We start from the raw sequence: 22,325 nt of genomic DNA on the forward strand, positions 1-22,325 counted from the left end.
GTTTGGTAGCAAGATGATAAACTGTAAAAATGAGACACGGTAAAAAAATCAATCACCTAGGAAGGAAATCAGCCCACAGAAAGTCCATGTTGGCCAATATGGCTTGTTCCTTGATCGAGCACAAAAGAATCAACACCACGGTTGCCAAGGCAAAAGCTTTGAAGCAGTTCGTTGAACCGTTGATTACCAAAGCAAAGACCGAGAACAACCAGACCGCCGAGAAAGGCATGCACAACAGAAGGATTGTTTTCAGCAGCTTGAGAAACAAATATGCCATCACAGAATTGTTCGGTACCGTTGCTGAAAAAGTTGGCGACAGACCAGGTGGATATACAAGAATCATTAAATTGGGTAACCGTTTGGGCGACAACGCTGATATGGCCATGATCGAATTGGTCGATTTCAACGAGTTGTACAATGCAGGTGAAACCAAGAAAAAATCTACAAGAAGAAGTAGGAGGGGCGGTGGTGCCAAAAAAGCAGAGGCTCCGGCACCTGCAGCAGCAGAAACCAAAACCGATGATTCTGAAGAATAAGAACAATGTTATTAACTATTGCATTAGTGGAAAAAGGATAAGTGAAAACTTATCCTTTTTTTATGTTTTTTTGCCATAACTGAAATTTAAGAACACGACATGAAGTATCACACAAAGAAAAGAGCATTGATTTTGTTGGCCGATGGCACCATTTTTTATGGAAAAGCCGTTGGTGGAAAAGAAGGTACCGCTGTTGGGGAAGTTTGTTTCAACACGGGGATGACAGGGTATCAGGAAATTTTTACCGATCCCTCCTATTATGGTCAACTCATGGTGACCACCAATGCCCATATTGGTAATTACGGTACCAATGAAGACGAGGTGGAATCCGATTCCGTTAAAATTGCAGGACTTATTTGCAAAAATTTCAGTTACGAATACTCTAGGCCCAGTGCCGATATGAGCCTGTTGGATTTTTTGGACAAGAACAACCTATTTGCCATTTCCGATGTGGACACCAGGGCCCTGGTAAGTTACATTCGGGACAATGGGGCCATGAATGCCCTGATCTCTACCCGAGTGGACGATATTAATGCCCTAAAGGAAGAATTGAAACAGGTGCCCAGTATGGAAGGCTTGGAACTTTCCTCAAAAGTGTCTACCAAAGAGCCATATTACTATGGTGAGGAAGATGCCAAGTACAAGATTTCTGCTTTGGACATCGGGATCAAAAAGAACATTTTGCGCAATCTGGCCAAAAGAGGAGCTTACATCAAGGTTTTTCCATACAATACCTCATTTGAGGAAATGAAGTCTTGGAATCCGGATGGGTACTTCATATCCAACGGACCTGGGGATCCAGAACCTTTGACGGATGCCATCGCGGCCACCAAGGAAATGATCGGGTCCAACAAACCTTTGTTCGGAATCTGCTTGGGGCACCAAGTGTTGGCCTTGGCCAATGGAGTGTCTACTTATAAGATGCACAACGGACATAGGGGAATCAACCATCCCATCCTGAATTTGATGACAGGCAAAGGGGAGATAACCTCCCAAAACCATGGTTTTGCCGTGAACAGGGAAGAAACCGAGGCGCATCCTGAACTGGAGATCACCCACGTGCATTTGAACGACCAGACCGTTGCCGGTATCCGAATGAAGGACAAGGAGGTTTTTTCTGTGCAATACCACCCAGAGGCAAGTCCGGGACCACATGATGCCGATTACCTTTTCGACCAGTTCTTCGATGCGATCAAGACAGCGAAAAACTAAAACGTTATAGTTTTATTTTTAAGCATTTAAGTACGTTTTGTGTACAATATGTTAAAGTAAAAAGGAGCTGCTTTTGTATCTTAGCCTAATAATCACAACTATAAATATTGATTTAAAATGAGCATTATTATCAACATTCATGCAAGACAGATATTAGATTCAAGGGGTAATCCTACCGTTGAGGTAGATGTAGTTACCGAAAATGGTATTTTGGGACGGGCTGCCGTTCCTTCAGGAGCCTCAACGGGAGAGCATGAAGCTGTTGAGTTGCGTGATGGAGGAAGCACTTTTATGGGAAAAGGTGTGACCAAGGCTGTAAACAATGTAAACTCCGTTCTAGCGGAGGAATTGATCGGAACCTCAGTGTTTGAACAAAATTATATTGATCAGACCATGATCGAACTGGATGGAACTCCTAATAAATCAAAATTGGGTGCCAACGCTATTTTGGGAGTTTCCTTGGCCGTGGCCAAAGCTGCAGCCAACGAGTTGGGTATGCCCCTTTACCGCTATGTAGGTGGAGTGAGTGCCAATACCCTTCCTGTTCCCATGATGAACATCATCAATGGTGGATCCCACTCTGATGCACCTATTGCGTTCCAAGAGTTCATGATCATGCCGGTGAAAGCAAAGAATTTTAGCCATTCCATGCAAATGGGAACAGAAATCTTCCACAATCTTAAGAAAGTATTGCACGACCGCGGTTTAAGTACTGCAGTAGGTGACGAAGGTGGTTTTGCCCCAACCTTGGAAGGCGGTACCGAAGATGCTTTGGATACCATCGGAAAAGCAGTGGCCAAAGCGGGTTACAAATTAGGGGATGATGTGATGATTGCTTTAGATTGTGCCTCCGCAGAATTTTACGTGGATGGCAAATACGATTACACCAAGTTTGAAGGGGATAAGGGTATGGTAAGGACTTCTGCCGAGCAGGCCCAATATTTGGCCGACCTTTGCGAAAAATATCCTATCATCTCCATCGAGGATGGCATGGACGAGAACGATTGGGAAGGTTGGAAGCTGTTGACCGAAAAAATCGGTGACAAAGTTCAGTTGGTAGGTGATGATTTATTTGTGACTAACGTAGAGCGTTTGTCCAGAGGTATCGAAAATGGTATAGCCAACTCCATTTTGATCAAGGTAAACCAGATTGGAACCTTGACCGAGACCATTGCTGCGGTGAACATGGCCAAAAATGCCGGGTACACTTCTGTAATGTCTCACCGTTCGGGGGAAACTGAGGACAATACCATTGCCGACTTGGCAGTGGCATTGAACTGCGGTCAGATCAAGACCGGTTCCGCTTCAAGGAGTGACCGTATGGCCAAGTACAATCAATTGCTAAGGATTGAGGAAGAATTGGGGGATACGGCTTACTATCCACAAGAAAAGGCCTTCAAGATAAAATAAACATAATGATTTATTAGTGTATCAAAAACCTTTCCCATTTGGGAAAGGTTTTTTTTTGCTACAGTAACAAAGTTTGGTTAAATTGAATATTCAACAGAAATAACTATCAAAATTTCCCTAATGAACAATTTCCTTTTTGTATCCGCAGAAAATGATGCCTTGGAAAACTGTAAGGCTGGAGGTATGGGTGATGTGGTGCGCGATGTGCCCAGACAGATTTCAGAGAGAGGTGACAAGGTGCACGTAATCGTACCCGCTTATTCAAGACTGCATCATGGGGGATTGCCGAAGGCCACATTGAATTTTTCATTGAGGGGATTGAACTATACTGCAGAACTGTACGAGGTAAAACCCAAAAAGGAGTTTCCGAACATTTTCCATTATGTTCTGCATCATCCAGAGATAGAAGCAGGGGACATTGCCCATATTTACCATAACGATCCCGAAGAACCGTTTTATACCGATGCCATCAAATACTTCATTTTTTGTACCGCTGTGGCAGAGGCCATCAAAAAAGGGGCATTTGGGGATTTGGATGTGGTGCACCTGCACGACTGGCATACCAGTCTATTGTTGTTTTTAAGAGAATACCATCAAGACTACACCAATTTAAAGGATATACGGTTTGTTTACAGTATCCATAACCTGGCCATTCAGGGTATCCGCCCTTTTGATGGAAATTATTCTTCGGTAAAGAACTGGTTCCCCAACGTTCCCTTGGACTATCAAAAGTTGATGGATTACAGGTATCAGGACTGCATCAATTTGATGGCCGTGGGTATCCGTTTTGCGGATGCGGTACACACCGTTTCACCTTCCTACAAAGAAGATGTGCTGCTGCCCAGTTCCCCGCCGGAATTTATCGGGGGCGAAGGTCTGGAAAAAGATTTGCAACAGGCCGATGCCGAGGGGAGGCTCTTCGGAATTTTGAACGGCTGCAACTATAAGAACATCAACAAAGAGAAAAAGGGAAATATTTACCGAAACACTGTTAAGGCGCTGTTCAGGTGGCTACAGCAGGAGGATAAAAAGTACAAGGCCGACTTTTTGGCCCACACGGGTGAAAAGATCATGGATTACGTGGAGGACAGGCCTAAGTTCATTGCATCAAGTGTGGCCCGACTTACGGAGCAGAAGTTCTACTTTATCATGCGTTCTCCGGAGGCATTTGTGGAAATCCTGAAAAAATTGGAAAAGGTGGACGGTATTTTTATGTTGCTGGGTACAGGAGCTCCGGAATATGAGGAACTGTTCCGAAAGCTGAGCTACAAGCACAAAAATTTCATCTTTACCAATGGACAATCCGAGAAGTTGATAGACTCCATGTATTTGGAATCCGATCTTTACTTTATGCCCAGCCTTTTTGAACCCTGTGGGATAAGCCAGATGTTGGCCATGCGTAATGGTAACCCATGCTTGGTACATCATACAGGTGGTTTAAAGGATACCGTAGAGCATATGAAGACCGGTTTCAGTTTTGATGGGAACACCTATGACGAGAAAATTGAGAACATGCTAAAGGTGTTTGATGAGGCCCTGGATGTGTTTGCCAATGACAAGCCCACATGGAAAAAAATACAGGCTTCGGCAAAGAAAATGCGCTTCACTTGGCAGAAGTCCGTGGACCAATATTACAAGCTTTTGTACAAATTGGACTAGCCAAATTTTAACCGCTATATTTTATTGTTAACAACAGCACAAATAGTGGCTGGAAATTGTTAATGGTCGCGGTTTTTCGTAATTTCCGCATTCTATTTTTACTAATCTATTAAAATATAAAATGTCGGATACAGCTATACTCGAATATGAGGGAAAACGGTATGAATTCCCTGTAATTAAAGGTACGGAAGATGAATTGGCCATAGATATCAAAAACCTGAGAGCCACAACAGGAATGGTGACGATCGACCCGGGTTATAAGAACACCGGATCATGTGAAAGTGCCATTACCTTTTTGGATGGTGAAAAAGGAATTTTGAGGTATCGAGGGTATTCTATTGAAGAGTTAGCTGAGAAAGCAGATTTTTTGGAAGTTGCATATCTTTTGATTTTTGGCGAGTTGCCAAATAAGGAGCAGCTGACCAAATTTCACCGCGATATAAAGGAAGAATCCCAAGTGGACGAGGAGATGAAAAAGATTTTGGATGGTTTTCCAAAAGCGGCCCACCCAATGGGGGTGCTTTCTTCCCTTACCAGTGCCTTGGTGGCCTTCAACCCTAGTTCTGTGGATGTTTCTTCCGAGAAGGCGATGTACAATTCCATTGTACGTATTTTGGCGAAGTTTCCTGTTTTGGTAGCATGGACCATGCGGAAGAAGAAAGGACTTCCGCTGGATTACGGAGACGATACCCTGGGCTATGTGGAGAACATCCATAAAATGATGTTCAAAAGACCCAACCAAGAATATAAGAAAGATCCCATTGCCATTGATGCTTTGGACAAATTGTTGATCCTTCATGCCGATCACGAACAAAACTGTTCCACCTCCACGGTACGAATCGTAGGATCGTCACACGCCGGTCTTTTTGCCTCATTGTCCGCAGGTATTTCTGCATTGTGGGGACCTTTGCACGGGGGTGCCAACCAAGCGGTATTGGAAATGTTGGAAGCTATTGAAGCAGATGGTGGCGACACCAAAAAATATATGGCGAAGGCCAAGGATAAGGATGACCCTTTCCGATTGATGGGCTTTGGGCACCGAGTGTATAAAAACTTCGACCCACGGGCCAAGATCATTAAAAAAGCAGCGGATGATGTCCTTGGGAACTTGGGCATCGAAGATCCTATTTTGGACATTGCCAAGGGATTGGAAAAAGAAGCTCTGGAAGACTCTTACTTCGTGGATAGAAAATTATACCCCAATGTGGACTTCTATTCCGGAATCATCTACAGGGCTTTGGGCATTCCTACCGAAATGTTCACCGTAATGTTCGCCCTGGGTCGTCTACCCGGATGGATTGCACAGTGGAGAGAAATGCGTTTGAGAAAAGAACCTATTGGAAGACCGCGTCAAATTTATATCGGGGAAAACCTAAGACCCTTTGTGCCTTTGGAAAAAAGGTAAGATTTGGGGGAGAACTCAATAATAAAGAAAAGGGCGGTATATCCGCCCTTTTTTTGTCATAGTTGGCCGGCCGAACCAAGGTTCATGAACCGGTCACTATCATAGCACATTCGCATAATTTCACAATGGTAATATTTTCTGATATCTGAAATATCCTTGTTTTGAAAAATGGCTTTGGACCTTTGGAACTCCTGATGGATAAAATTATGGGCATCGATGGAGTTCAGGTTCCTAATGGTGGAATCCAAGGTTTGGCCATACCTTTTTAGGGAAGCATCAACCTTCAAGGTATTCCAATCCCGCTTGCTGCTGGGAAGGTCCACAGGGAATTGATAGTTCTGGGGGAAATCCGTTTGGGAAATACAGTCCTTATATTTGGCGGAATAATTGTTCGATATATTTTGTTCAATTTTCTCCGTATCACCTATCCCATTAATTTCATGTAAAGCATTCATGCCTCCCAATACAGCGAAGGCACTTGCTAGCAGCATGGATGAAAATAGCAACTTTTTCATATGTAAGAAAAATCTTATTGCAAATGTAGTATATAAAAATGTAACTTCCACATTTAAACGTTACTATTTAACATAAAATGACCAATTTTAACTATCAGATAAACAGGTCATTATGATTTTGTGGATTTTCCATTTTCTTACTGGGGAAAACCCATAGTTTAACTGATAATTTTCCATTTCTGTAGGAGGGAAATAGGTGGCAAAACACTAGATTTGCCCTACTGATATGAAGCTGTTTCTTGGGAAGGAGCAAGGAACAATGCAATGGCCAGTAAATCATAGATATGATGCAATTGAACATTAAGGATGAGACCAGTCCTTTAAAGGCAGTGATATTAGGGACTGCAAAGAGCAGCGGACCGACTCCAAGTCCTGAAGAAGCCTATGATCCCAAGTCGTTGGAACATATTTTGGCGGGCACCTATCCCAAGGAAGAGAAAATGATCAAGGAAATGGATGCCTTCGCCCAAGTGTTCCAAAAATATGGGGTACAGGTGTTCCGACCCGAAGTCTTGGAGGATTGCAACCAGATTTTTGCGCGCGACATTGCCTTTGTGATCGAGGATAAATTGTTTCATGCCAATATCTTACCCGATCGGGAAAGGGAATTTGTGGCCATTCATGAGGTTTTGGATATGATTGACCCCAGCAAGATCATCAGACCTCCGGAGGAAGTACATATTGAAGGAGGAGACGTGATGCCCTGGAATGACCATATCTTTATCGGAACCTATACGGCTGCGGATTATAAGAGCTACATCACAGCTAGGACCAATAGGGAGGCTGTGGAGTTTATCCGCGATATGTTTCCCCATAAAACTGTAAAATCCTTCGAGTTACGAAAATCCAATACGAACCCTAAAGAGAATGCCCTGCATTTGGATTGTTGTTTTCAACCAGTGGGGAAGGATAAGGCCATTTTGCACAAAAACGGGTTTTTGGTAGAGGAGGAGTACGAATATTTGGTGGATTATTTCGGGCCGGACAATATCTTTGAAATCGATAAGGAAGAAATGTACCAAATGTTCAGCAATGTATTTTCCATCTCGCCAGAAGTGGTGGTTTCTGAACGGAATTTTACCCGATTGAACCATTGGTTGCGTGATCAGGGTTTCACCGTTGAGGAAATTCCCTATGCAGAGATTGCCAAGCAAGAAGGGTTGTTGCGATGCAGCACCATGCCTTTGATCAGAGAATAATATAAACCTACTTCCTGCTGCCACAGGTAAGCCAAACACACACAACAGTTGAGAGCACAGATTACCAACACCATTCTTATGGTTCGTCCCGTGAGTTTTCGGATGAACGAACAAACGGCGGTCAATAATTATTTTCAGGAAGACCCACATCTAAAAAATACCGTGATCAACCAACGGGCTCAGGAGGAGTTCGACCAGTTTGTAAAAGTACTTCGAGGCCATGGCGTTAACGTCATTGTAGTAGAGGATACCTTGGAGCGCGACACCCCGGATTCCATTTTTCCGAACAATTGGGTTTCCTTTCATGAAAGCGGAACGGTTTGTATCTATCCCATGTTCGCAGAAAACCGCCGTAAGGAACGCCGAGAGGATATTTTGGATCTTTTGGAGGAGGAAGGATTTGTGATCAACGAAGTCATGGACTATACCGTTGCTGAGGAGGATGATGTTTTTTTGGAGGGAACAGGCAGTATTCTCATGGACAGGGTGAACCAAAAGGCCTATTGTGCGCTTTCGGAACGGGCTCACGAGGAACTGTTCATTGAATTCTGTGAGGATTTTGATTGTTTTCCGGTCATTTTCCATGCCAACCAGACTGTTGATGGCAAGCGCCTTCCCATTTATCATACCAATGTGATGATGGCTTTGGCGGAAACCTTTGCAGTCATCTGTTTGGATTCCATTGACGATAAAAAGGAACGCAAAAATGTGGTGGAGCATCTCAAAATGGATGGTAGGGAGATCATTGCCATCACCGAGGAACAAATGAACCACTTTGCAGGGAACATGTTGCAGGTTATCGGGGCCAAGGACCAACGTTATATGGTCATGAGTTCCCAGGCGTACAAAAGCCTTATGGACGCACAGATCAAGGCCATTGAAAAACATGGTCCCATCATCCACAGTTCTTTGGACACGATTGAGCTTTGTGGTGGGGGTAGTGCCCGTTGCATGATGGCAGAAGTGTTTTTACCCAAAACCAATTTACAATAAACAATGAACAGTTTACAATAAACAATTATCAATTATCAATGGGTTAGCACTATATGGTCGTTTTTTATAACTAAAATATCTTCAGCTTTAATGAATATGACCTGCATGATTGATCATATAATCAACTTTATTGAACATTGATAATTGATTATTGAGCATTGAATTGATTATCTTCGACCATGCGCAGAAATTTTGAAATTTTGGGTTTTACCATGTCGTGTTTTGCTGTGGTCACCCAATTGATTTTGATGCTTCATAACCGTGAAGCGAGCCTAGGCGAGACCTTGTTGCGCTTTCTGGGTTATTTTACCATCCTCACCAATACTTTGGTTGCTTTATACTTTGCCGTTCGGGTGTTTGGTCTTAAACGGCGTATGTGGGTTTTATTCCATAGAAGGGCGACCCCCATGGCACTTACCGCGTTCATTTTGGTGGTGGGATTGGTATACCAAGTGGCTTTGCGAAAAATTTGGAACCCTACCGGTTTGCAAATGATCGTGGATGAACTTTTGCACACTATCGTCCCCGTGTTCATGTACGTGTATTGGTTGATGTTCCAAGCCCGGAACTTGGTCATGTGGCAGGAGCTTCGCTCATGGTTGCTCTTTCCTGTGCTGTATTTGGGATGGGTACTGCTTAGGGGCTATTATTCCGGTTTTTATCCATACCCGTTCTTGAACATGGACCAGTTGGGAACTGGCACCCTTGTTTTGAACATTTCTATGGTATTGGCCTTGATGCTTTTGGTCATGGCAGCCCTTTATTTCCTCGGAAAACTCCTCCGACCGAAACAATGAACAATTTACAATAAGCAATAAACAGAAAGCAATTTCAAGTTGTTGTCCCTCTCTGTCATTTTGAGTCATGCCCTGAGCCCATTGAACGAGCCACACTCTGTCATTTTGAGCAAAGCGAAAAATCTCTAGGGGTTTGACACGCCTGCCCGCCGCAGGCAGGAATTGCACCAATTTTCACGAATATCCTAATTGTCATTTCGAGCCATGTCCTGAGCCCATTGAACGAGCCACACTCTGTCATTTTGAGCAAAGCGAAAAATCTCTAGGGGTTGACACGAATTACACTAATTTTCTCGAATATCCTAATTGTCATTTCGAACGAATGTGAGAAATCTAAACCCCTTTGGGATTTCTCAATCGTTGCGTTGCCCCTCATTTCGAAATGACACTTTCCGTCATGTTGTCCCGATAGCTATCGGGATTGTTTCAGCATCCCACTCTTCTTGGATGGGATTCCGTGTCAAGCACGGAATGACATTACCCTGTCCTTTTGAGCCATGTCCTGAGCATTGCGGAGGAACTGCGAAAAATCTAAACCCCTTGGGATTTCTCAATCGCTGCTTTGCACCTCATTTTTTGAATGACAGAATGTACCTGTCTGATGCTGATGGGGTTGTTACGGAAAAGCGTAAGTGATTTCAAACAAAAAAATGTATATTGGGTTGACTTTTAAAAGTGTACCTCCCCCCCCCCAATTTTACTTTAATAAAATACTCTCAAACCATATAAACTCCAAGTTTATCGCATGAATAATAAATTAATCAACCAATAATATGACTAGCAGAAAGATTACCTTCCACACTTTGAAAATGTTCAAAAAAAAGACAGATGATGTAATATTTGAAGACTTTGATTTTGATGATTTTGCAACTTGGTTTAATGGTTTGCAAGATGAAGATAAAATTTTCAACTTAAGTCAAAACAAGTTCACATCGATGGATCACATAAAATTGATTCCCCAAAGAGAAATTACCACTCACAAGAAGGCCTATTTTGGAATGATGAGTACTGGAAATTTTGGTTCAAGAAGAAATCTTAAAAATAGTGTTGATAATTCCAAACGACCTAATCCTAAAAAAATTGAGGAAGGCGAAGAGCAGGAGAATTATTTTATTTTAGCATTCAATTCAAATGGTGATATCGACATGATTATGCAGAATGCCGGACGGGGTATTAAATCGGTACAATTGAAAAATTATTTGGATAAATATTTTAATATTTATTTGACAAATCATTCGCTAACCAAAGAATTTAGATTAGTAGAAGGAACGGTTATTTCAACTCCTGACAAAATGATTGATAGATTGGATCGGGTAACTAAGACAAAGGTATATATTGATAAATCAATATTAGGAAAAGATGAATTGGATTTGGCAGAACGTACCTTGCAAGCAAGAGAAGATTTAATTATTGATGTTCGAGCAAGTAGAGGAAAAGATATTCGTGATCTGCTTCAGGATTTAAGACAAAAATTGGTATATAACTCAAAAATTGATAAATTATGGGTGGAGGGTAAGGATAATCACGGAAATGTAAGTCAATTTTATCTAAATCAGATACAGAAATCGACATATGTGACTATTGATATTGACCCTTCAACTGCCGCTCTTGTGCGAAGTGATGTTCGTAGGGAGTTGATAAAACTTCTTTAAATTGTATCGGAGCTATCTAATACTTATTAATGATTATCTTTTGACCGTTAGATGGAATGCTATTTTTGATATAGTATTACCATTTTTAGTGGCCGGATTGTGCTATGTTTTGATGACTCAAGACTTACTTGTTATTAATAGATCTTTTTTATCGGACATCCTTAGTGTGTTGGGAATTATTGCTGGATTTAGTGTGACCGCAATAGCTTTATTGGCAACTTCAGACAGTGAAGGAATTAAAGAACTAAAGCAAAAGCAAACCGGTTTATCAGTCGATGGTATCGAAATAAGTGCTTTTAGAAGATTTTATATATTAGTAAGCTATTCTGTTTTAATTTCTTTTATCGCAATTTTAATCAATGTTATAGGTTATCTCATCCCTTGGTCCCAATTAATTTCTCAAACTGCTATTATGATAATTAAATCATTGAATTTGTGGATGATTTTTCATATTTTTTTCATTAACATCCGAAACATTTCCTCCTTATACTTTGTTTATTTTACCAATACATAAAGTGTCGTATTGATTCAATATTTAGGGTAAATTATCCCCTCAACCCAACAACCAACCCTCTAAGCGCAGCCACTACCTGTTGCACTTCTTTTCTATCAAAAGTATTTTCTTCTAAATAAAACAACATCTCTATACCGTAATCTAGAACTTTTGCCAGTTCTTCCGGAGTGCCATAGGTATCTTCAATCCATTCCGATAAAGTAGTTTCCTTGCCCATCCTTACCTTTAGGTAAGCAAGTAAGGTATTTGAGTCAAAAGCCTGCATGCCATATATGGCAAGTCATCTAGCCAAAACCCAACAACTAAAAACTAGGAACTTAAAACTTAAAACCTACAACTAAAACCTACTGTTCTTCCTCCGAAACCGTAAAACCACGGATGGCCTGGTTGGGTTCCATAATGTTATAGCCCTTCCAAAACTCGGGATCATAGTTGGGCATATAGGTGGCCCGTACGGTTTTGTCTTCCTTGTAATTGGTAAAAGTGCCTTCGGCAATTTCTTCCTGGTTAAAGACCACCAATTCCCATTTATTGGTCATGTTCATGCGAAAATCGATGTTCAACAACAGCTCGTTCTGCTTGCGGCGACCTTTTACGTGCTTGTTCTTTTCCACCACTTTTAAAGGTCGGTCTACGGCAAAGTAGCGTCCTTCGGCAAAATCCATAAACTGAAGATCATATTTACCACTGGGCAATTTAGCAAAGCGCATGGTGCCCTTGTATACATTTTCACGGTAGGTAATGCCCAGCAATCTAAAATTGCGCAGGCGTTTCGTGTTCTCAAAGTCGAGGCGCATAATGGCAAAATCCTCAATGTTGATATACAGTCGGCCCCTAAAATCGGCACTGCTGCGCTTGGGTTCAAAGTCGATGACGTATACCCCGGCATCATTGATATCGGCATAGCCCACCAGTTTAAATTCGTACCGGTTCGTTTTTTCAACCAGGTCCAGTTTGGTGTCTTCTTTGTAGTAGAGTTGGCTCAACATTTCACGAAGTTCGCCCCGTTGGCTGTCCGTTAATCCGGAAATGCTGTCCTTTTGCATTTGCGCCTTCACCTTTTTCATCTGTTCCACCCGTTCGTCATCAAACGTATCGATGATGGAATCCACTTCTATCTTTTCACTAAAGATTCCCGATTTGATCTTGAGGTACGAACCCGGTTTCACGTTCTTTTTAAAAATCTCCTCCATGTGCTCGGCCAATTCCTCAAAAGAGCTCACGTCCCTTTTATCGAAAAGGTCTGCCGCCTTAAAAATATCGAGTTTGTACTTGGTGTGGTGCTTGTACAGGTCGCCCAAACTTTCGGTATAGTGATGCGCATTTTTGGGGATGGAGTTGGCAATACTGTCCATAAGTTCCTTGTTCAGTTCCTTGATGGACGATTTTTCAAACCCAAAATCCACTTTTTGCATATTGGCCAGTTCGGAGGTCCGAAGGAAAAAACGTTGCTTTATGGGGTCTTTGTTTACGTTCTGTGGAATGCGTTCCTTCATTTTCTCGATGATGTCATCCACCTCCAGTTCCTTGTCGAACACATACACCCCACTCAGTTCAATGGCTTTGGAATTTAGGAGGATGATGCTGTCCTGCAACTGTTCCAAAGAGTAACCCTTTTTCTCATACCCCATGGAAGTCACGTACACGGAATCGGGCAAAGTGGCACCTGCATCCAACACAAAACTGAATCGGCCTTCCTCGTTGGTGATCACGCCTTGGTGCTCTCCATATTGCACGGTGGCATAGGGAATGCCTTTTTGTGTCTTGGCATCTACCAAACGGGAACTTACGGTCTGTGCCGAGAGGGGCAAGCCTATGAAAAGGATAAATAGTAAATGGATCAGTGTTTTATTGATTGACATAGCTTTTTTTAAAGGTTCTACCATAAAGACACCTTTTTGGGGCCAAAGGTTGCTTCGGTGATTAGACGAGCTTTTGGGGAATTTGTGACAAAGAACGTCAAACAATATTCAATAAACAATTCACAATGAGCAATGAACCATACGGTTCTTTTGTTTTTTCAATAACTGAAAACTGCTAATTGGAAATTGTTCGTGCGATGTTCCGGATCATTCCTCCAAAGATGAAAACATGAAAAGGGAGCACGGAATACCAGTACAATCGGCCCCAAAGACCTTTAGGCCTAAAAGTAGCGGTTTGATACAATACGCCATCCACAATCTTAAATTCGAGCCAAGCTTCTCCCGGAGTCCTCATTTCTGCGAATAGCAGTAAACGTTTGGCTTTTCGGTCGGCCAATAGCACGCGCCAAAAGTCCAATGCATCTCCCGGATATAAGCGATCAGGATGTGTTCTACCGCGGCGCAACCCGGGTCCACCAGCGAGTTTATCCAGGAAACCCCTTACTTTCCAGAGCCAATTGCCATAATACCAGCCGGTTTCGCCACCAATTCGCCAAATATTGTCCAGAACGGTTTCCTCATTTTTAATGGCGAGAGATTTTCGGTCCTGCAGTACCCCAAATTTGGGAACTTGGATATAGGTTTCAAGGTCTTCCTTGATCTGTCCGCTGGCAATACTGTCTTTCCAACTGCTCACCACCAGATTCTGTTCAATTTTTTTAAAGGCCATCTCGATCGCTTCTTCATAGGTATGTGCCGGTACACCTAGCATTTCCTGTAATCGGTTATCCTTGGCCACTACTTCCATCTTCATGCTGTCCACAAGATTCACGGCCAGTTTATAAGAGGTTGAGGTAACAAAATACAGCCAATAGGAAGAAAGTTTGGGAGTCATCACGGGAACGGTAAGAATCCAATTCTTAAATCCCCGTACCTTGGCATAACGTTGCAACATATCCTTGTAGGTGAGGATGTCCGGACCACCAATATCGAACGATTGATCGTAGGTCTGCGGGTTTCCCAACACCTTGGTCAGAAATTGAATGACATCCCGGATGGCAATGGGCTGGGTTTTGGTGAGCACCCATTTTGGAGTGATCATTACAGGTAATTTTTCGCATAAATCTCGAATGATCTCAAAGGATGAGCTCCCGGAACCAACAATGATCCCCGCCCGCAAAACGGTCAATTGGAAAGAACCTTGGTAAAGGATGTCCTCCACATTTTTTCGGGAACTGAGGTGCCTTGAAAGTTGTTTGTCATTCACAATACCACTGAGATAGATGACCTGCTTGCATTGGGTCCCTTCCAGCAATGTATTAAAATGTCCGGCAGCTAGGGCCTCCTTTTCATCAAAATCGGTAATGGAAGATGCCATGGAATGGATCAGGTAATAGGCGGCATCAATATCGGATGGCAGCACTTGTGGGTCGGTAGGGTCCAAAAAATCCAGTTCCACCACTTCAATCTTTTTTCTGATGTTCGGATCTACCGATAATCGCTTCCCATCACGAACAGAGCAAACCACTTGATGGCCCATTTCCAATAAGTTGGGAAGTAGACGCATTCCAATATACCCGTTTGCACCAGTCAACAAGATCTTCATAGATCCTCAATATTGGTGGGCAAATTATCCGCGCGGTGGTCCAACAGTTTTCGAAAGAATTTTTGAACGGCCATACTATCCGAACGCACCTTGATGAAATGATGATCCATAAAAATGGAATAGACCGCTATATCTCCTTTATAAAGATTCAGTTTGTAGTAGGGTATGACCAGCCCGAAGGTTTCCAACAGTGATCGGAACCGGACAATGATACCCTTGGGCCGCAGTTCAATGTTGCAGGTGTCCAGGTTGTTGTCCAGAATCAACAGGTTATGGATTTCTGCGCTGGTTTCGGTTATAAAAAGCTTGGGGCTGCCAATGCCGCCCATGGCAAAGCGTTCCCTTAAGGGAAAGGGCTTGCCCACGGCCTCGTCTATTTTTTTGGTGATGTTTTTATCAGTGTACGAAACGTTCAATAGCATCTTTACAGTTTTTGGCCAAACCGCAACAGGTTTCCTTCTCCATCAAGGGCAGAAAACTCCCGAAGGCCCCAAGGTTTGTTACCTAAAGGTCCGTTGGGATGTACAACCCCCGTTTTTTTCAGTTCGGCGTAAAGTCCATCCACATCGGTCACATGGATGTAGCAGCTGGTGTTCTCTGGAAAAATCTTGTCGCTGCATTTGGCAATATGTAGTTCAATTTGATCCCTGCCGATTACGGCATAATGGTCATCTACCCAGCCCTGCTTGTCAAATCCAAATTTCTCTTGATAAAAAGTGACCGATTTTCGCACATCGAGGGCAAAGAGGACCGGAACGGCACGTTGTAAATGTTCCATCTGCTAGTTTTTTCTAAAATTACGGTTTCTAGGATGTCAACGCCACTCTAGATTGCCAAAAAAGGGCAAAAAATATGTAGTTTTGCAGGCTGAAAAGCCTTTTAGATGAGTTTGCAGAACGATTTGACCCAAAAAGTGATCGAGGCGGTAAAACAACTGTATCAAGTTGACCTGCCCACGGTGGAATTTCAACCTACCCGAAAGGATTTTGAGGGGGATATTACCGTGGTGGTATTCCCCATGTTACGCTTTGTTAAGGGAAATCCGGTTCAGATCGGTGCCCAGATCGGGGAATACTTGCAGGAACATGTGGATGAAGTGGCCAAATGCAATGTGGTCCAAGGCTTTTTGAATATTGTGATAGCAGAAAGCTATTATCTGAATTTCTTCAATAGCATTAAAGATGAGGTGGATTTCGGTTATGTGAAAACACCATCCAAAGGTGCTACCATGGTGGAGTATTCTTCACCCAATACCAACAAACCGTTGCACTTGGGGCATATCCGAAATAACTTATTGGGTTATTCGGTTGCTGAAATATTGAAGGCTTCCGGTAAGAAGGTGTACAAAGCGCAGATTATCAATGATCGTGGCATCCACATCTGTAAAAGCATGTTGGCCTGGCAAAAATTCGGTGATGGGGAGACCCCGGAATCCTCTGGAATAAAGGGGGATCACTTGGTGGGGAAATACTATGTGGCTTTCGATAAGGCCTATAAGGAACAGATTGCCGAATTAGTGGCAAGTGGGACACCCAAGGATAAAGCTGAGAAAGAAGCACCCATCTTGTTGGAAGCCCAGGAAATGCTCCGCAAATGGGAAGCCGGTGATGCAGAAGTAGTTTCCTTGTGGAAAACGATGAACGGTTGGGTGTATGAAGGTTTTGATACTACCTACAAGAACCTCGGGGTCGATTTTGATAAACTGTATTACGAGAGCGATACCTACTTGTTGGGTCGCGATGTGGTGAAGGATGGACTTGAAAAAGGGGTCTTCTTTAAAAAGGAGGATGGCAGTGTGTGGATCGACCTGACCGAAGATGGCTTGGACGAGAAAATTGTGTTGCGTTCCGATGGCACCGCGGTTTATATGACGCAAGACATTGGTACAGCCATCCAACGGGTAACCGATTTTCCGGATATCAACGGAATGGTGTACACGGTGGGAAACGAGCAGGACTATCACTTTAAGGTGTTGTTCCTTATCTTGAAAAAATTGGGATATAGTTGGGCCGAAAAGCTATATCACCTAAGTTATGGGATGGTGGACCTGCCCAGTGGAAAGATGAAGAGTAGGGAGGGTACCGTGGTGGATGCCGATGACCTGATTCAAAACATGGAGGAGACCGCCGAGACCATTTCCAAGGAACTGGGCAAACTGGATGGCTATTCCGAGGAAGAAAAACAAAAACTGTATAGAACCATAGGTTTGGGGGCGTTGAAATATTACATCCTAAAAGTGGATCCCAAAAAACGAATCCTGTTCAACCCTGAAGAGTCGGTGGATTTTCAAGGGAACACAGGTCCGTTCATCCAATATACCTATGCTAGAATCCAATCCATTCTAAGGAAGGCGGATTTTGACGTCTCGACTGCGCTCGACGTGACCATGGAGCTTCATGAAAAGGAAAAGGAACTGTTGAAGCAAATCCAATTGTTCCCGGAAACCATTCAACTTGCAGCTGAAAATTACAGTCCAGCCCTTATTGCCAATTATACCTACGATCTGGTTAAGGAGTTCAACTCATTTTACCAGCAAGTTTCCATTCTTGGGGAAACGGACGAGCAAAAGAAAAACTTCAGGGTACAGTTGTCCAAAAAAGTGGGTGAGGTGATTCAATCTGCCTTCAAACTTTTGGGGATTGAAGTGCCCGAGCGAATGTAATGCAGCAAATTTCCGAAGCAGATAAGCAGTTGGCAGCCATCATTTTGATGTGCGGACTCTTTTTTGTGTTGGCCAAGGCCATCTACGAGAATGTAGCCAAGGAACGCCTTACCCTTTTCAATCTGCTGCATCCCGTTAAAAAAATCACGGCCAAGGAGCGGCAGTTCATTTCCCAATTCTTGCAACCTTTCCATATTCTGAATCCGGATCAGCGGAGAAAATTTCTGGAACGTTTCGCTTGGTTCAAGTCCAAAAAGCCTTTTATTTTTTATGGCAACATTGAAAACAAGGAAGAGATCAAGGCGTATGTTACGGCTTCGGCAGTGCTGCTGACGCTAGGGATGAACAACTACCGGTTTGAGAAATCCATCGTACGGGTCATCATTTATCCGAGTAAATACTATTCCAAAATTTCGCGTCGGCACCATATCGGGGAATACAATCCAAGGTTGCGAACCTTGGTGTTTTCTGCGGAAGGTTTAAAGGACGGCTTCGGCATTCCCAATGACAATGTAAATTTGGGAGTTCATGAAGTGGCCCATGCCCTAATGATCGAGACATTGAGAAAGCCATCTTTTGAGGCCAAGAGTTTTCAAGTGGGTCTGGCCAAAATCAAGGAACTGTTCGAGTCCGATGCTTTTTCCGAACGGTTATCCCAATCCACTTATTTTAGGGAATACGGCCAAACCAATTTTGTGGAATTCTTTGCTGTGATCACAGAAAATTTTGTCGAAACCCCACAAATGTTCAGACAGGACTTTCCGGAGTTGTACGAAATTGTTAGAAGAATGTACAATTTCGATTTGAACGATACCAGTTGGAATCTCAGAAGTTGACCCTAAAACTCAGATTAGGGGTAATGCCCAACGATACATTGTCCACCGTTTCAATTTCGTCATCATCGTTTACCCGGTAGTATCTGTTCAGCGTATTTTTCCGATTGGTCAGGTTTAAAACCGAAAGGCCGGCATTGGCATTGATCCTCGGACTCAATCTAAAACTGTAAATGGCCGAGGCATCTGCCCTAAAATATTCGGGTAGTCTACTGGAGTTCGGGGATTTAAAGTTGATTCGGGAAGGGGTATAATCGGTATCCAAACCTTGGTCGCCATCCATGGGTTCGGTAAAGGGCTTGCCCGTTCTGTAGTTAAGACCAATGCTCAATTTTAAGTTGTTGTAAGTGTAGGTTCCAGCAAAGGTGACAGTGTGCCTAATGTCCAGATTATTGGGGAAATTTTGGGGTACAATGGAATCGAAAGTGTAATCGTTCTTGTTGTAGGCATAGCTTAACCAAGTGCTGTAATTCTCTCCTTTTTTATTGACGAGGAATTCAATACCCTTCACATCATAACTTCCAATTTCTCCAGAAAATTGGTACTGGTTCTGAAACCCTTGGGTACTGGTGCTGATACCATCCACTTGCTTATAGAAACCTTCCAGTCCCACATAAAAATGGTTCTTTTCGTAGTTCAGTCCCACAGAACCCTGCTTGCTTTTGGTCACCGGTAGGGAACTATCATTGGAGAGGATCCATCGGCGTTTCTCGATCCCCAAAAAGTTTTGTTCCAGGTCTACTACTTGGTTGGTGGTCTGGCTTTTGAATTCACCCAATACTTCGGCCCTTAGGTAATGGGCCAATTTAATGTTGAGATTCACCCTAGGTTCTATCAACAGTTTGGAGAAAGTGTTCAGGTTTTGAATAAAGTTGAATCTTGACCCGACCTTTGCGATAAAGGTATTTTCAGGCGAATGATAATCGAACTCCGTATAAGGAGCGTGTATTCTGATGACCCCTTTGATCTCGCTGTCGAAATTGGGCTCACTCAGCACCGTAGCATTTGTGATACCGGTCTCAATATATTGGTAGCCATTGTTCCAATTGAATTGGTCGGTCAATTGATAATCCGTGTTCAGTTTTACCGCGTTTTCAACGACTTCGTTTTTTTGGAACAATTGCTGGACCTGGTTCCCGAAAACGTTCTGCGCATCCAAGTTATATCGGGAATAATAGATGTTTAAATGTGAGGAGAACCTGCTGTTCCACTGACTTTGCAATTGCCCCCCAACGGAGAGGTTGTCCTGTTTCAATAGGCTGATATTGGTCTCCATGTCCGTGATATTGTTCTCCACGTATTTAAGGTTGTTCTTAATGTGGATGGCACTGAACCTTAATTGGTGATCATCATTGATGTTGTAGAGAATCTTTCCTGAAAAATCGTAAAAGAAGAAATCTTCCTTTCTTTGGATTTCATCATCAACCGAGTTATTGTTCTGGTCCGTAATCTCACTGTCCTGAAAAGCACGGTCAAAGAATTGGTTGTAGGTTGGGGAGTTCAAAAAATCGGTAGCGGATCGTCTTGCTGCAAACTGAATCCCCAATTTGTCGCTAAGGGGCACTTCGGTATAAAAATCCCCGCTGATGAGGTTAAACCCGGCCCCGCCTTTCCATTGTTCGGTAATTTTGTTGCTGGTTTCCATTTGGATCACGCCGCTTACCCCATCCCCATAAGCTGCAGGGGTCCCATTTTTGTAGATGGTCACTTGGTCCGTCAAATAAGGGTTGAAGGCAGATATCAATCCAAAGAAATGTCCGGATTGATACATTTTGATACCGTTCCATAACACAAGGTTCTGATCGTTGGTGCCACCCCTCACATTGATGTCGGATACCGTCTCATCAATGCTTTTGATGCCCGGTAGCGCTTGAACGGTCTGAAGGATATCAGGCTCGATCTGCCCTGGAAGAATCCCGAATTCGGCCGTGTTCAGGGTAATACTTGCGTCTTTTTCCTTGATGATACCTGTGGTAAGGAATTGGTAAACAACGACTTCGTTTAATTGTTCCATGTGCGGTGTCATCAAAATTTTGGGACACTCCCCGAGGCCCAAAAACTCAGAAACACTCATATTTTGGGTGAGGAATCCCAAATAGCGAATGCGTATGGAAGCCTCTTTGGGAACATCTTGTATGGTGAACTTCCCATCGTCGCCAGTTATCAGTGCCCTATTGGTTCCCAAGATTTCAACGGTGGCGCCGGGTATAGTATTGCTGGCAAAATTATCGAGTACCATTCCGCACAAATCAACGTGCGAGTTTTTAGTCAGGGTATAGTAGCGATCGTTGAGTTTTTTGTAGTGTATTTGAAATTGATTCTCGATATAGGAAAGGATGCCGTCCAAAGTATTCAATGTCTCGGGAACGGAAATGGTAAGGCCTTCCACATCTTCATTGATATAAGAGAATTTCACGTTGAAACGATTCTCCAAGGTTTTGATATAGGAAACAAGGGCAATGGAAGGTTGTTGTTCTTCTTGGGCATGGACGGAGACCATGCAAAATAAGAAGAACAAGAAACCCAATAAGAGGTTTGAATGCTTATTACGGCGTGTTCCCAGCATAAAAAAGTACGTTATCGCCTTCTACTCTGTACTTGATTTGAGACGGGGTACTTATACTTTTTAACGCCATATCGAGGTCTGTGTTGTTGAAGGTACCGGTAAAATATATCTCGGTATTCACATTTTGTGTGGAAACCTTTACATTGAACTGTCGCTCCAATTCGGCAAGAACGTATTTGAGCGGGATACGCTCAAAGCTACTTTCGTTGTTCATCCAAGCGGGTACATCTCCTTCAGGCATTGGGGATTCCACAATTTCACCATTGATGGCCATAAAAGAGGTGCCTGCCGGAAGCTTGGTTTCAATACCTTGGTAGCTTACGCTGACCAGACCTTCATAACAAGTGACTTCAAAAAAGTTTTGTCTGTTTTCCACATTGAACTGCGTGCCCAAAACGGCCACAGTACCGTGATCAGTGGAAACGGTGAATCTTTTTCCTTTGGAAACCTTAAAGAAGGCTTCCCCTTTGAGTTTAACGTCCCTTTGTTTGTCCCAATTCTTTTTGCTGTAGGAAACCTGCGATTCTGCGTTCAAAAATATTTCGGAAGCATCGGGTAGGGTCATTTCGGTACGTTGTGCAAGTTCCGTGGATACGGTTTCGTTCAAGGTATTCACATAGAAATAAGAACCTGCAAGCAATAGGGCAATCACTGCGGCCACCCGTAGGAATTTTTTAAAAGGACTCAAAATAATAACCTTGGGAGCGGTACCGATGCGCTCTTCTTTCAAACGCTCGAGGGCTTGGTCCACGTCAAAGTCGGGAGCCTTCAGGGTACTGGAGACCTCCTTCAGCTTTTGGTAGGAAGCATACTCGGCAGATGCTTTAAATTCTGCCAGCTCCTTATCCGAAAGCTCTCCGTTGAGCCACTTTGCCAAGTAATTTTCTTGCATGGTTTCTATGCT

The 22,325-nt window shown here is 43.1% G+C and carries 20 protein-coding genes; 12 read left to right on the forward strand and 8 right to left on the reverse strand.

The genetic code is table 11. The features are described 5' to 3' along the window. Nucleotides 1-29: 29 nt before the first annotated feature. The 5 genes from rplQ to D2U88_RS06230 all read left to right on the forward strand — a co-directional run bounded on the left by rplQ (nucleotide 30) and on the right by D2U88_RS06230 (nucleotide 6,222). Complete coding sequence (rplQ, locus tag D2U88_RS06210; protein WP_119639427.1) at nucleotides 30-536, forward strand: 50S ribosomal protein L17; 507 nt, start codon at nucleotides 30-32, stop codon at nucleotides 534-536. Nucleotides 537-635: 99 nt separating this feature from the next. After that, a complete protein-coding gene (gene carA / locus D2U88_RS06215; RefSeq protein ID WP_119639428.1) occupies nucleotides 636-1,748 on the forward strand; it encodes a glutamine-hydrolyzing carbamoyl-phosphate synthase small subunit in 1,113 nt (370 codons plus the stop codon). A 117-nt stretch (nucleotides 1,749-1,865) separates the two neighbouring features. Further along, a complete protein-coding gene (gene eno / locus D2U88_RS06220) occupies nucleotides 1,866-3,158 on the forward strand; it encodes a phosphopyruvate hydratase (protein WP_119639429.1) in 1,293 nt (430 codons plus the stop codon). A gap of 120 nt (nucleotides 3,159-3,278) precedes the next feature. Further along, a complete protein-coding gene (locus D2U88_RS06225) occupies nucleotides 3,279-4,817 on the forward strand; it encodes a glycogen synthase (protein ID WP_119639430.1) in 1,539 nt (512 codons plus the stop codon). Nucleotides 4,818-4,938: 121 nt separating this feature from the next. After that, on the forward strand, nucleotides 4,939-6,222 hold the full coding sequence (locus D2U88_RS06230) for a citrate synthase (RefSeq protein ID WP_119639431.1): 1,284 nt from the start codon (nucleotides 4,939-4,941) through the stop codon (nucleotides 6,220-6,222). A gap of 56 nt (nucleotides 6,223-6,278) precedes the next feature. Here D2U88_RS06230 and D2U88_RS06235 read toward each other — a convergent pair whose 3' ends face one another. Then, complete coding sequence (locus D2U88_RS06235; protein WP_119639432.1) at nucleotides 6,279-6,737, reverse strand: hypothetical protein; 459 nt, start codon at nucleotides 6,735-6,737, stop codon at nucleotides 6,279-6,281. A 284-nt stretch (nucleotides 6,738-7,021) separates the two neighbouring features. Between D2U88_RS06235 and D2U88_RS06240 the strand changes: the two genes are divergently transcribed. From D2U88_RS06240 to D2U88_RS06260, 5 genes are all read left to right on the forward strand, one after another. Further along, nucleotides 7,022-7,936 (forward strand): dimethylarginine dimethylaminohydrolase family protein, encoded by a 915-nt coding sequence (locus tag D2U88_RS06240; protein WP_119639433.1) that lies wholly within the window; start codon nucleotides 7,022-7,024, stop codon nucleotides 7,934-7,936. Nucleotides 7,937-8,014: 78 nt separating this feature from the next. Continuing rightward, nucleotides 8,015-8,929 carry a citrulline utilization hydrolase CtlX gene (gene ctlX / locus D2U88_RS06245; protein ID WP_119639434.1) on the forward strand — a complete coding sequence of 305 codons (915 nt, stop codon included), beginning with the start codon at nucleotides 8,015-8,017 and terminating at the stop codon, nucleotides 8,927-8,929. 179 nt (nucleotides 8,930-9,108) lie between these two features. After that, entirely contained in the window at nucleotides 9,109-9,726 is a 618-nt protein-coding gene (locus D2U88_RS06250; RefSeq protein ID WP_119639435.1) for a Pr6Pr family membrane protein, read from the forward strand. Between the two features lie 809 nt (nucleotides 9,727-10,535). Beyond that, the gene (locus D2U88_RS06255) at nucleotides 10,536-11,378 is read left to right on the forward strand and encodes a hypothetical protein (protein WP_119639436.1); all 843 of its coding nucleotides are present in this window, start codon (nucleotides 10,536-10,538) and stop codon (nucleotides 11,376-11,378) included. 40 nt (nucleotides 11,379-11,418) lie between these two features. Next, entirely contained in the window at nucleotides 11,419-11,892 is a 474-nt protein-coding gene (locus D2U88_RS06260) for a hypothetical protein (RefSeq protein ID WP_147378542.1), read from the forward strand. 31 nt (nucleotides 11,893-11,923) lie between these two features. Here D2U88_RS06260 and D2U88_RS06265 read toward each other — a convergent pair whose 3' ends face one another. The 5 genes from D2U88_RS06265 to D2U88_RS06285 form a co-directional block, all read right to left on the reverse strand. Then, nucleotides 11,924-12,109: a hypothetical protein gene (locus D2U88_RS06265; RefSeq protein WP_119639655.1), complete on the reverse strand. Its 186-nt coding sequence runs from the start codon at nucleotides 12,107-12,109 to the stop codon at nucleotides 11,924-11,926. Between the two features lie 127 nt (nucleotides 12,110-12,236). After that, nucleotides 12,237-13,754, reverse strand: a complete 1,518-nt coding sequence (locus tag D2U88_RS06270; RefSeq protein ID WP_119639657.1) for a peptidase associated/transthyretin-like domain-containing protein — start codon at nucleotides 13,752-13,754, stop codon at nucleotides 12,237-12,239. Nucleotides 13,755-13,929: 175 nt separating this feature from the next. After that, entirely contained in the window at nucleotides 13,930-15,360 is a 1,431-nt protein-coding gene (locus tag D2U88_RS06275; protein ID WP_119639438.1) for an SDR family oxidoreductase, read from the reverse strand. Beyond that, nucleotides 15,357-15,782, reverse strand: a complete 426-nt coding sequence (locus D2U88_RS06280) for a hypothetical protein (protein WP_119639439.1) — start codon at nucleotides 15,780-15,782, stop codon at nucleotides 15,357-15,359. The genes D2U88_RS06275 and D2U88_RS06280 overlap by 4 nt, the downstream gene beginning before the upstream one ends. Nucleotides 15,783-15,784: 2 nt before the next feature. Continuing rightward, nucleotides 15,785-16,138, reverse strand: a complete 354-nt coding sequence (locus D2U88_RS06285) for a bleomycin resistance protein (RefSeq protein ID WP_119639440.1) — start codon at nucleotides 16,136-16,138, stop codon at nucleotides 15,785-15,787. Nucleotides 16,139-16,243: 105 nt separating this feature from the next. Here D2U88_RS06285 and argS point away from each other — a divergent pair, with 105 nt between their 5' ends. Both argS and D2U88_RS06295 read left to right on the forward strand, forming a co-directional pair. Continuing rightward, nucleotides 16,244-18,022, forward strand: a complete 1,779-nt coding sequence (gene argS, locus D2U88_RS06290) for an arginine--tRNA ligase (RefSeq protein ID WP_119639441.1) — start codon at nucleotides 16,244-16,246, stop codon at nucleotides 18,020-18,022. Then, complete coding sequence (locus tag D2U88_RS06295) at nucleotides 18,022-18,858, forward strand: zinc-dependent peptidase (protein ID WP_119639442.1); 837 nt, start codon at nucleotides 18,022-18,024, stop codon at nucleotides 18,856-18,858. The genes argS and D2U88_RS06295 overlap by 1 nt, the downstream gene beginning before the upstream one ends. Here D2U88_RS06295 and D2U88_RS06300 read toward each other — a convergent pair. Then, nucleotides 18,848-21,373: a TonB-dependent receptor gene (locus D2U88_RS06300; RefSeq protein WP_235855734.1), complete on the reverse strand. Its 2,526-nt coding sequence runs from the start codon at nucleotides 21,371-21,373 to the stop codon at nucleotides 18,848-18,850. The genes D2U88_RS06295 and D2U88_RS06300 overlap by 11 nt on opposite strands. Before the next feature lie 28 nt (nucleotides 21,374-21,401). After that, nucleotides 21,402-22,313 carry a FecR family protein gene (locus tag D2U88_RS06305; protein WP_119639444.1) on the reverse strand — a complete coding sequence of 304 codons (912 nt, stop codon included), beginning with the start codon at nucleotides 22,311-22,313 and terminating at the stop codon, nucleotides 21,402-21,404. Between the last annotated feature and the right edge of the window lie 12 nt (nucleotides 22,314-22,325).

It is taken from the genome of Flagellimonas aequoris, from assembly GCF_003584165.1.
Lineage (GTDB): Bacteria > Bacteroidota > Bacteroidia > Flavobacteriales > Flavobacteriaceae > Flagellimonas > Flagellimonas aequoris.

Coding starts and splice junctions, on each gene's coding strand:
- rplQ (WP_119639427.1), top strand. CDS start 30: ATGAGACACGGTAAAAAAATCAATCACCTAGGAAGGAAATCAGCCCAC.
- carA (WP_119639428.1), top strand. CDS start 636: ATGAAGTATCACACAAAGAAAAGAGCATTGATTTTGTTGGCCGATGGC.
- eno (WP_119639429.1), top strand. CDS start 1,866: ATGAGCATTATTATCAACATTCATGCAAGACAGATATTAGATTCAAGG.
- D2U88_RS06225 (WP_119639430.1), top strand. CDS start 3,279: ATGAACAATTTCCTTTTTGTATCCGCAGAAAATGATGCCTTGGAAAAC.
- D2U88_RS06230 (WP_119639431.1), top strand. CDS start 4,939: ATGTCGGATACAGCTATACTCGAATATGAGGGAAAACGGTATGAATTC.
- D2U88_RS06235 (WP_119639432.1), bottom strand. CDS start 6,737: ATGAAAAAGTTGCTATTTTCATCCATGCTGCTAGCAAGTGCCTTCGCT.
- D2U88_RS06240 (WP_119639433.1), top strand. CDS start 7,022: ATGATGCAATTGAACATTAAGGATGAGACCAGTCCTTTAAAGGCAGTG.
- ctlX (WP_119639434.1), top strand. CDS start 8,015: ATGGTTCGTCCCGTGAGTTTTCGGATGAACGAACAAACGGCGGTCAAT.
- D2U88_RS06250 (WP_119639435.1), top strand. CDS start 9,109: ATGCGCAGAAATTTTGAAATTTTGGGTTTTACCATGTCGTGTTTTGCT.
- D2U88_RS06255 (WP_119639436.1), top strand. CDS start 10,536: ATGTTCAAAAAAAAGACAGATGATGTAATATTTGAAGACTTTGATTTT.
- D2U88_RS06265 (WP_119639655.1), bottom strand. CDS start 12,109: ATGGGCAAGGAAACTACTTTATCGGAATGGATTGAAGATACCTATGGC.
- D2U88_RS06270 (WP_119639657.1), bottom strand. CDS start 13,754: ATGTCAATCAATAAAACACTGATCCATTTACTATTTATCCTTTTCATA.
- D2U88_RS06275 (WP_119639438.1), bottom strand. CDS start 15,360: ATGAAGATCTTGTTGACTGGTGCAAACGGGTATATTGGAATGCGTCTA.
- D2U88_RS06280 (WP_119639439.1), bottom strand. CDS start 15,782: ATGCTATTGAACGTTTCGTACACTGATAAAAACATCACCAAAAAAATA.
- D2U88_RS06285 (WP_119639440.1), bottom strand. CDS start 16,138: ATGGAACATTTACAACGTGCCGTTCCGGTCCTCTTTGCCCTCGATGTG.
- argS (WP_119639441.1), top strand. CDS start 16,244: ATGAGTTTGCAGAACGATTTGACCCAAAAAGTGATCGAGGCGGTAAAA.
- D2U88_RS06295 (WP_119639442.1), top strand. CDS start 18,022: ATGCAGCAAATTTCCGAAGCAGATAAGCAGTTGGCAGCCATCATTTTG.
- D2U88_RS06305 (WP_119639444.1), bottom strand. CDS start 22,313: ATGCAAGAAAATTACTTGGCAAAGTGGCTCAACGGAGAGCTTTCGGAT.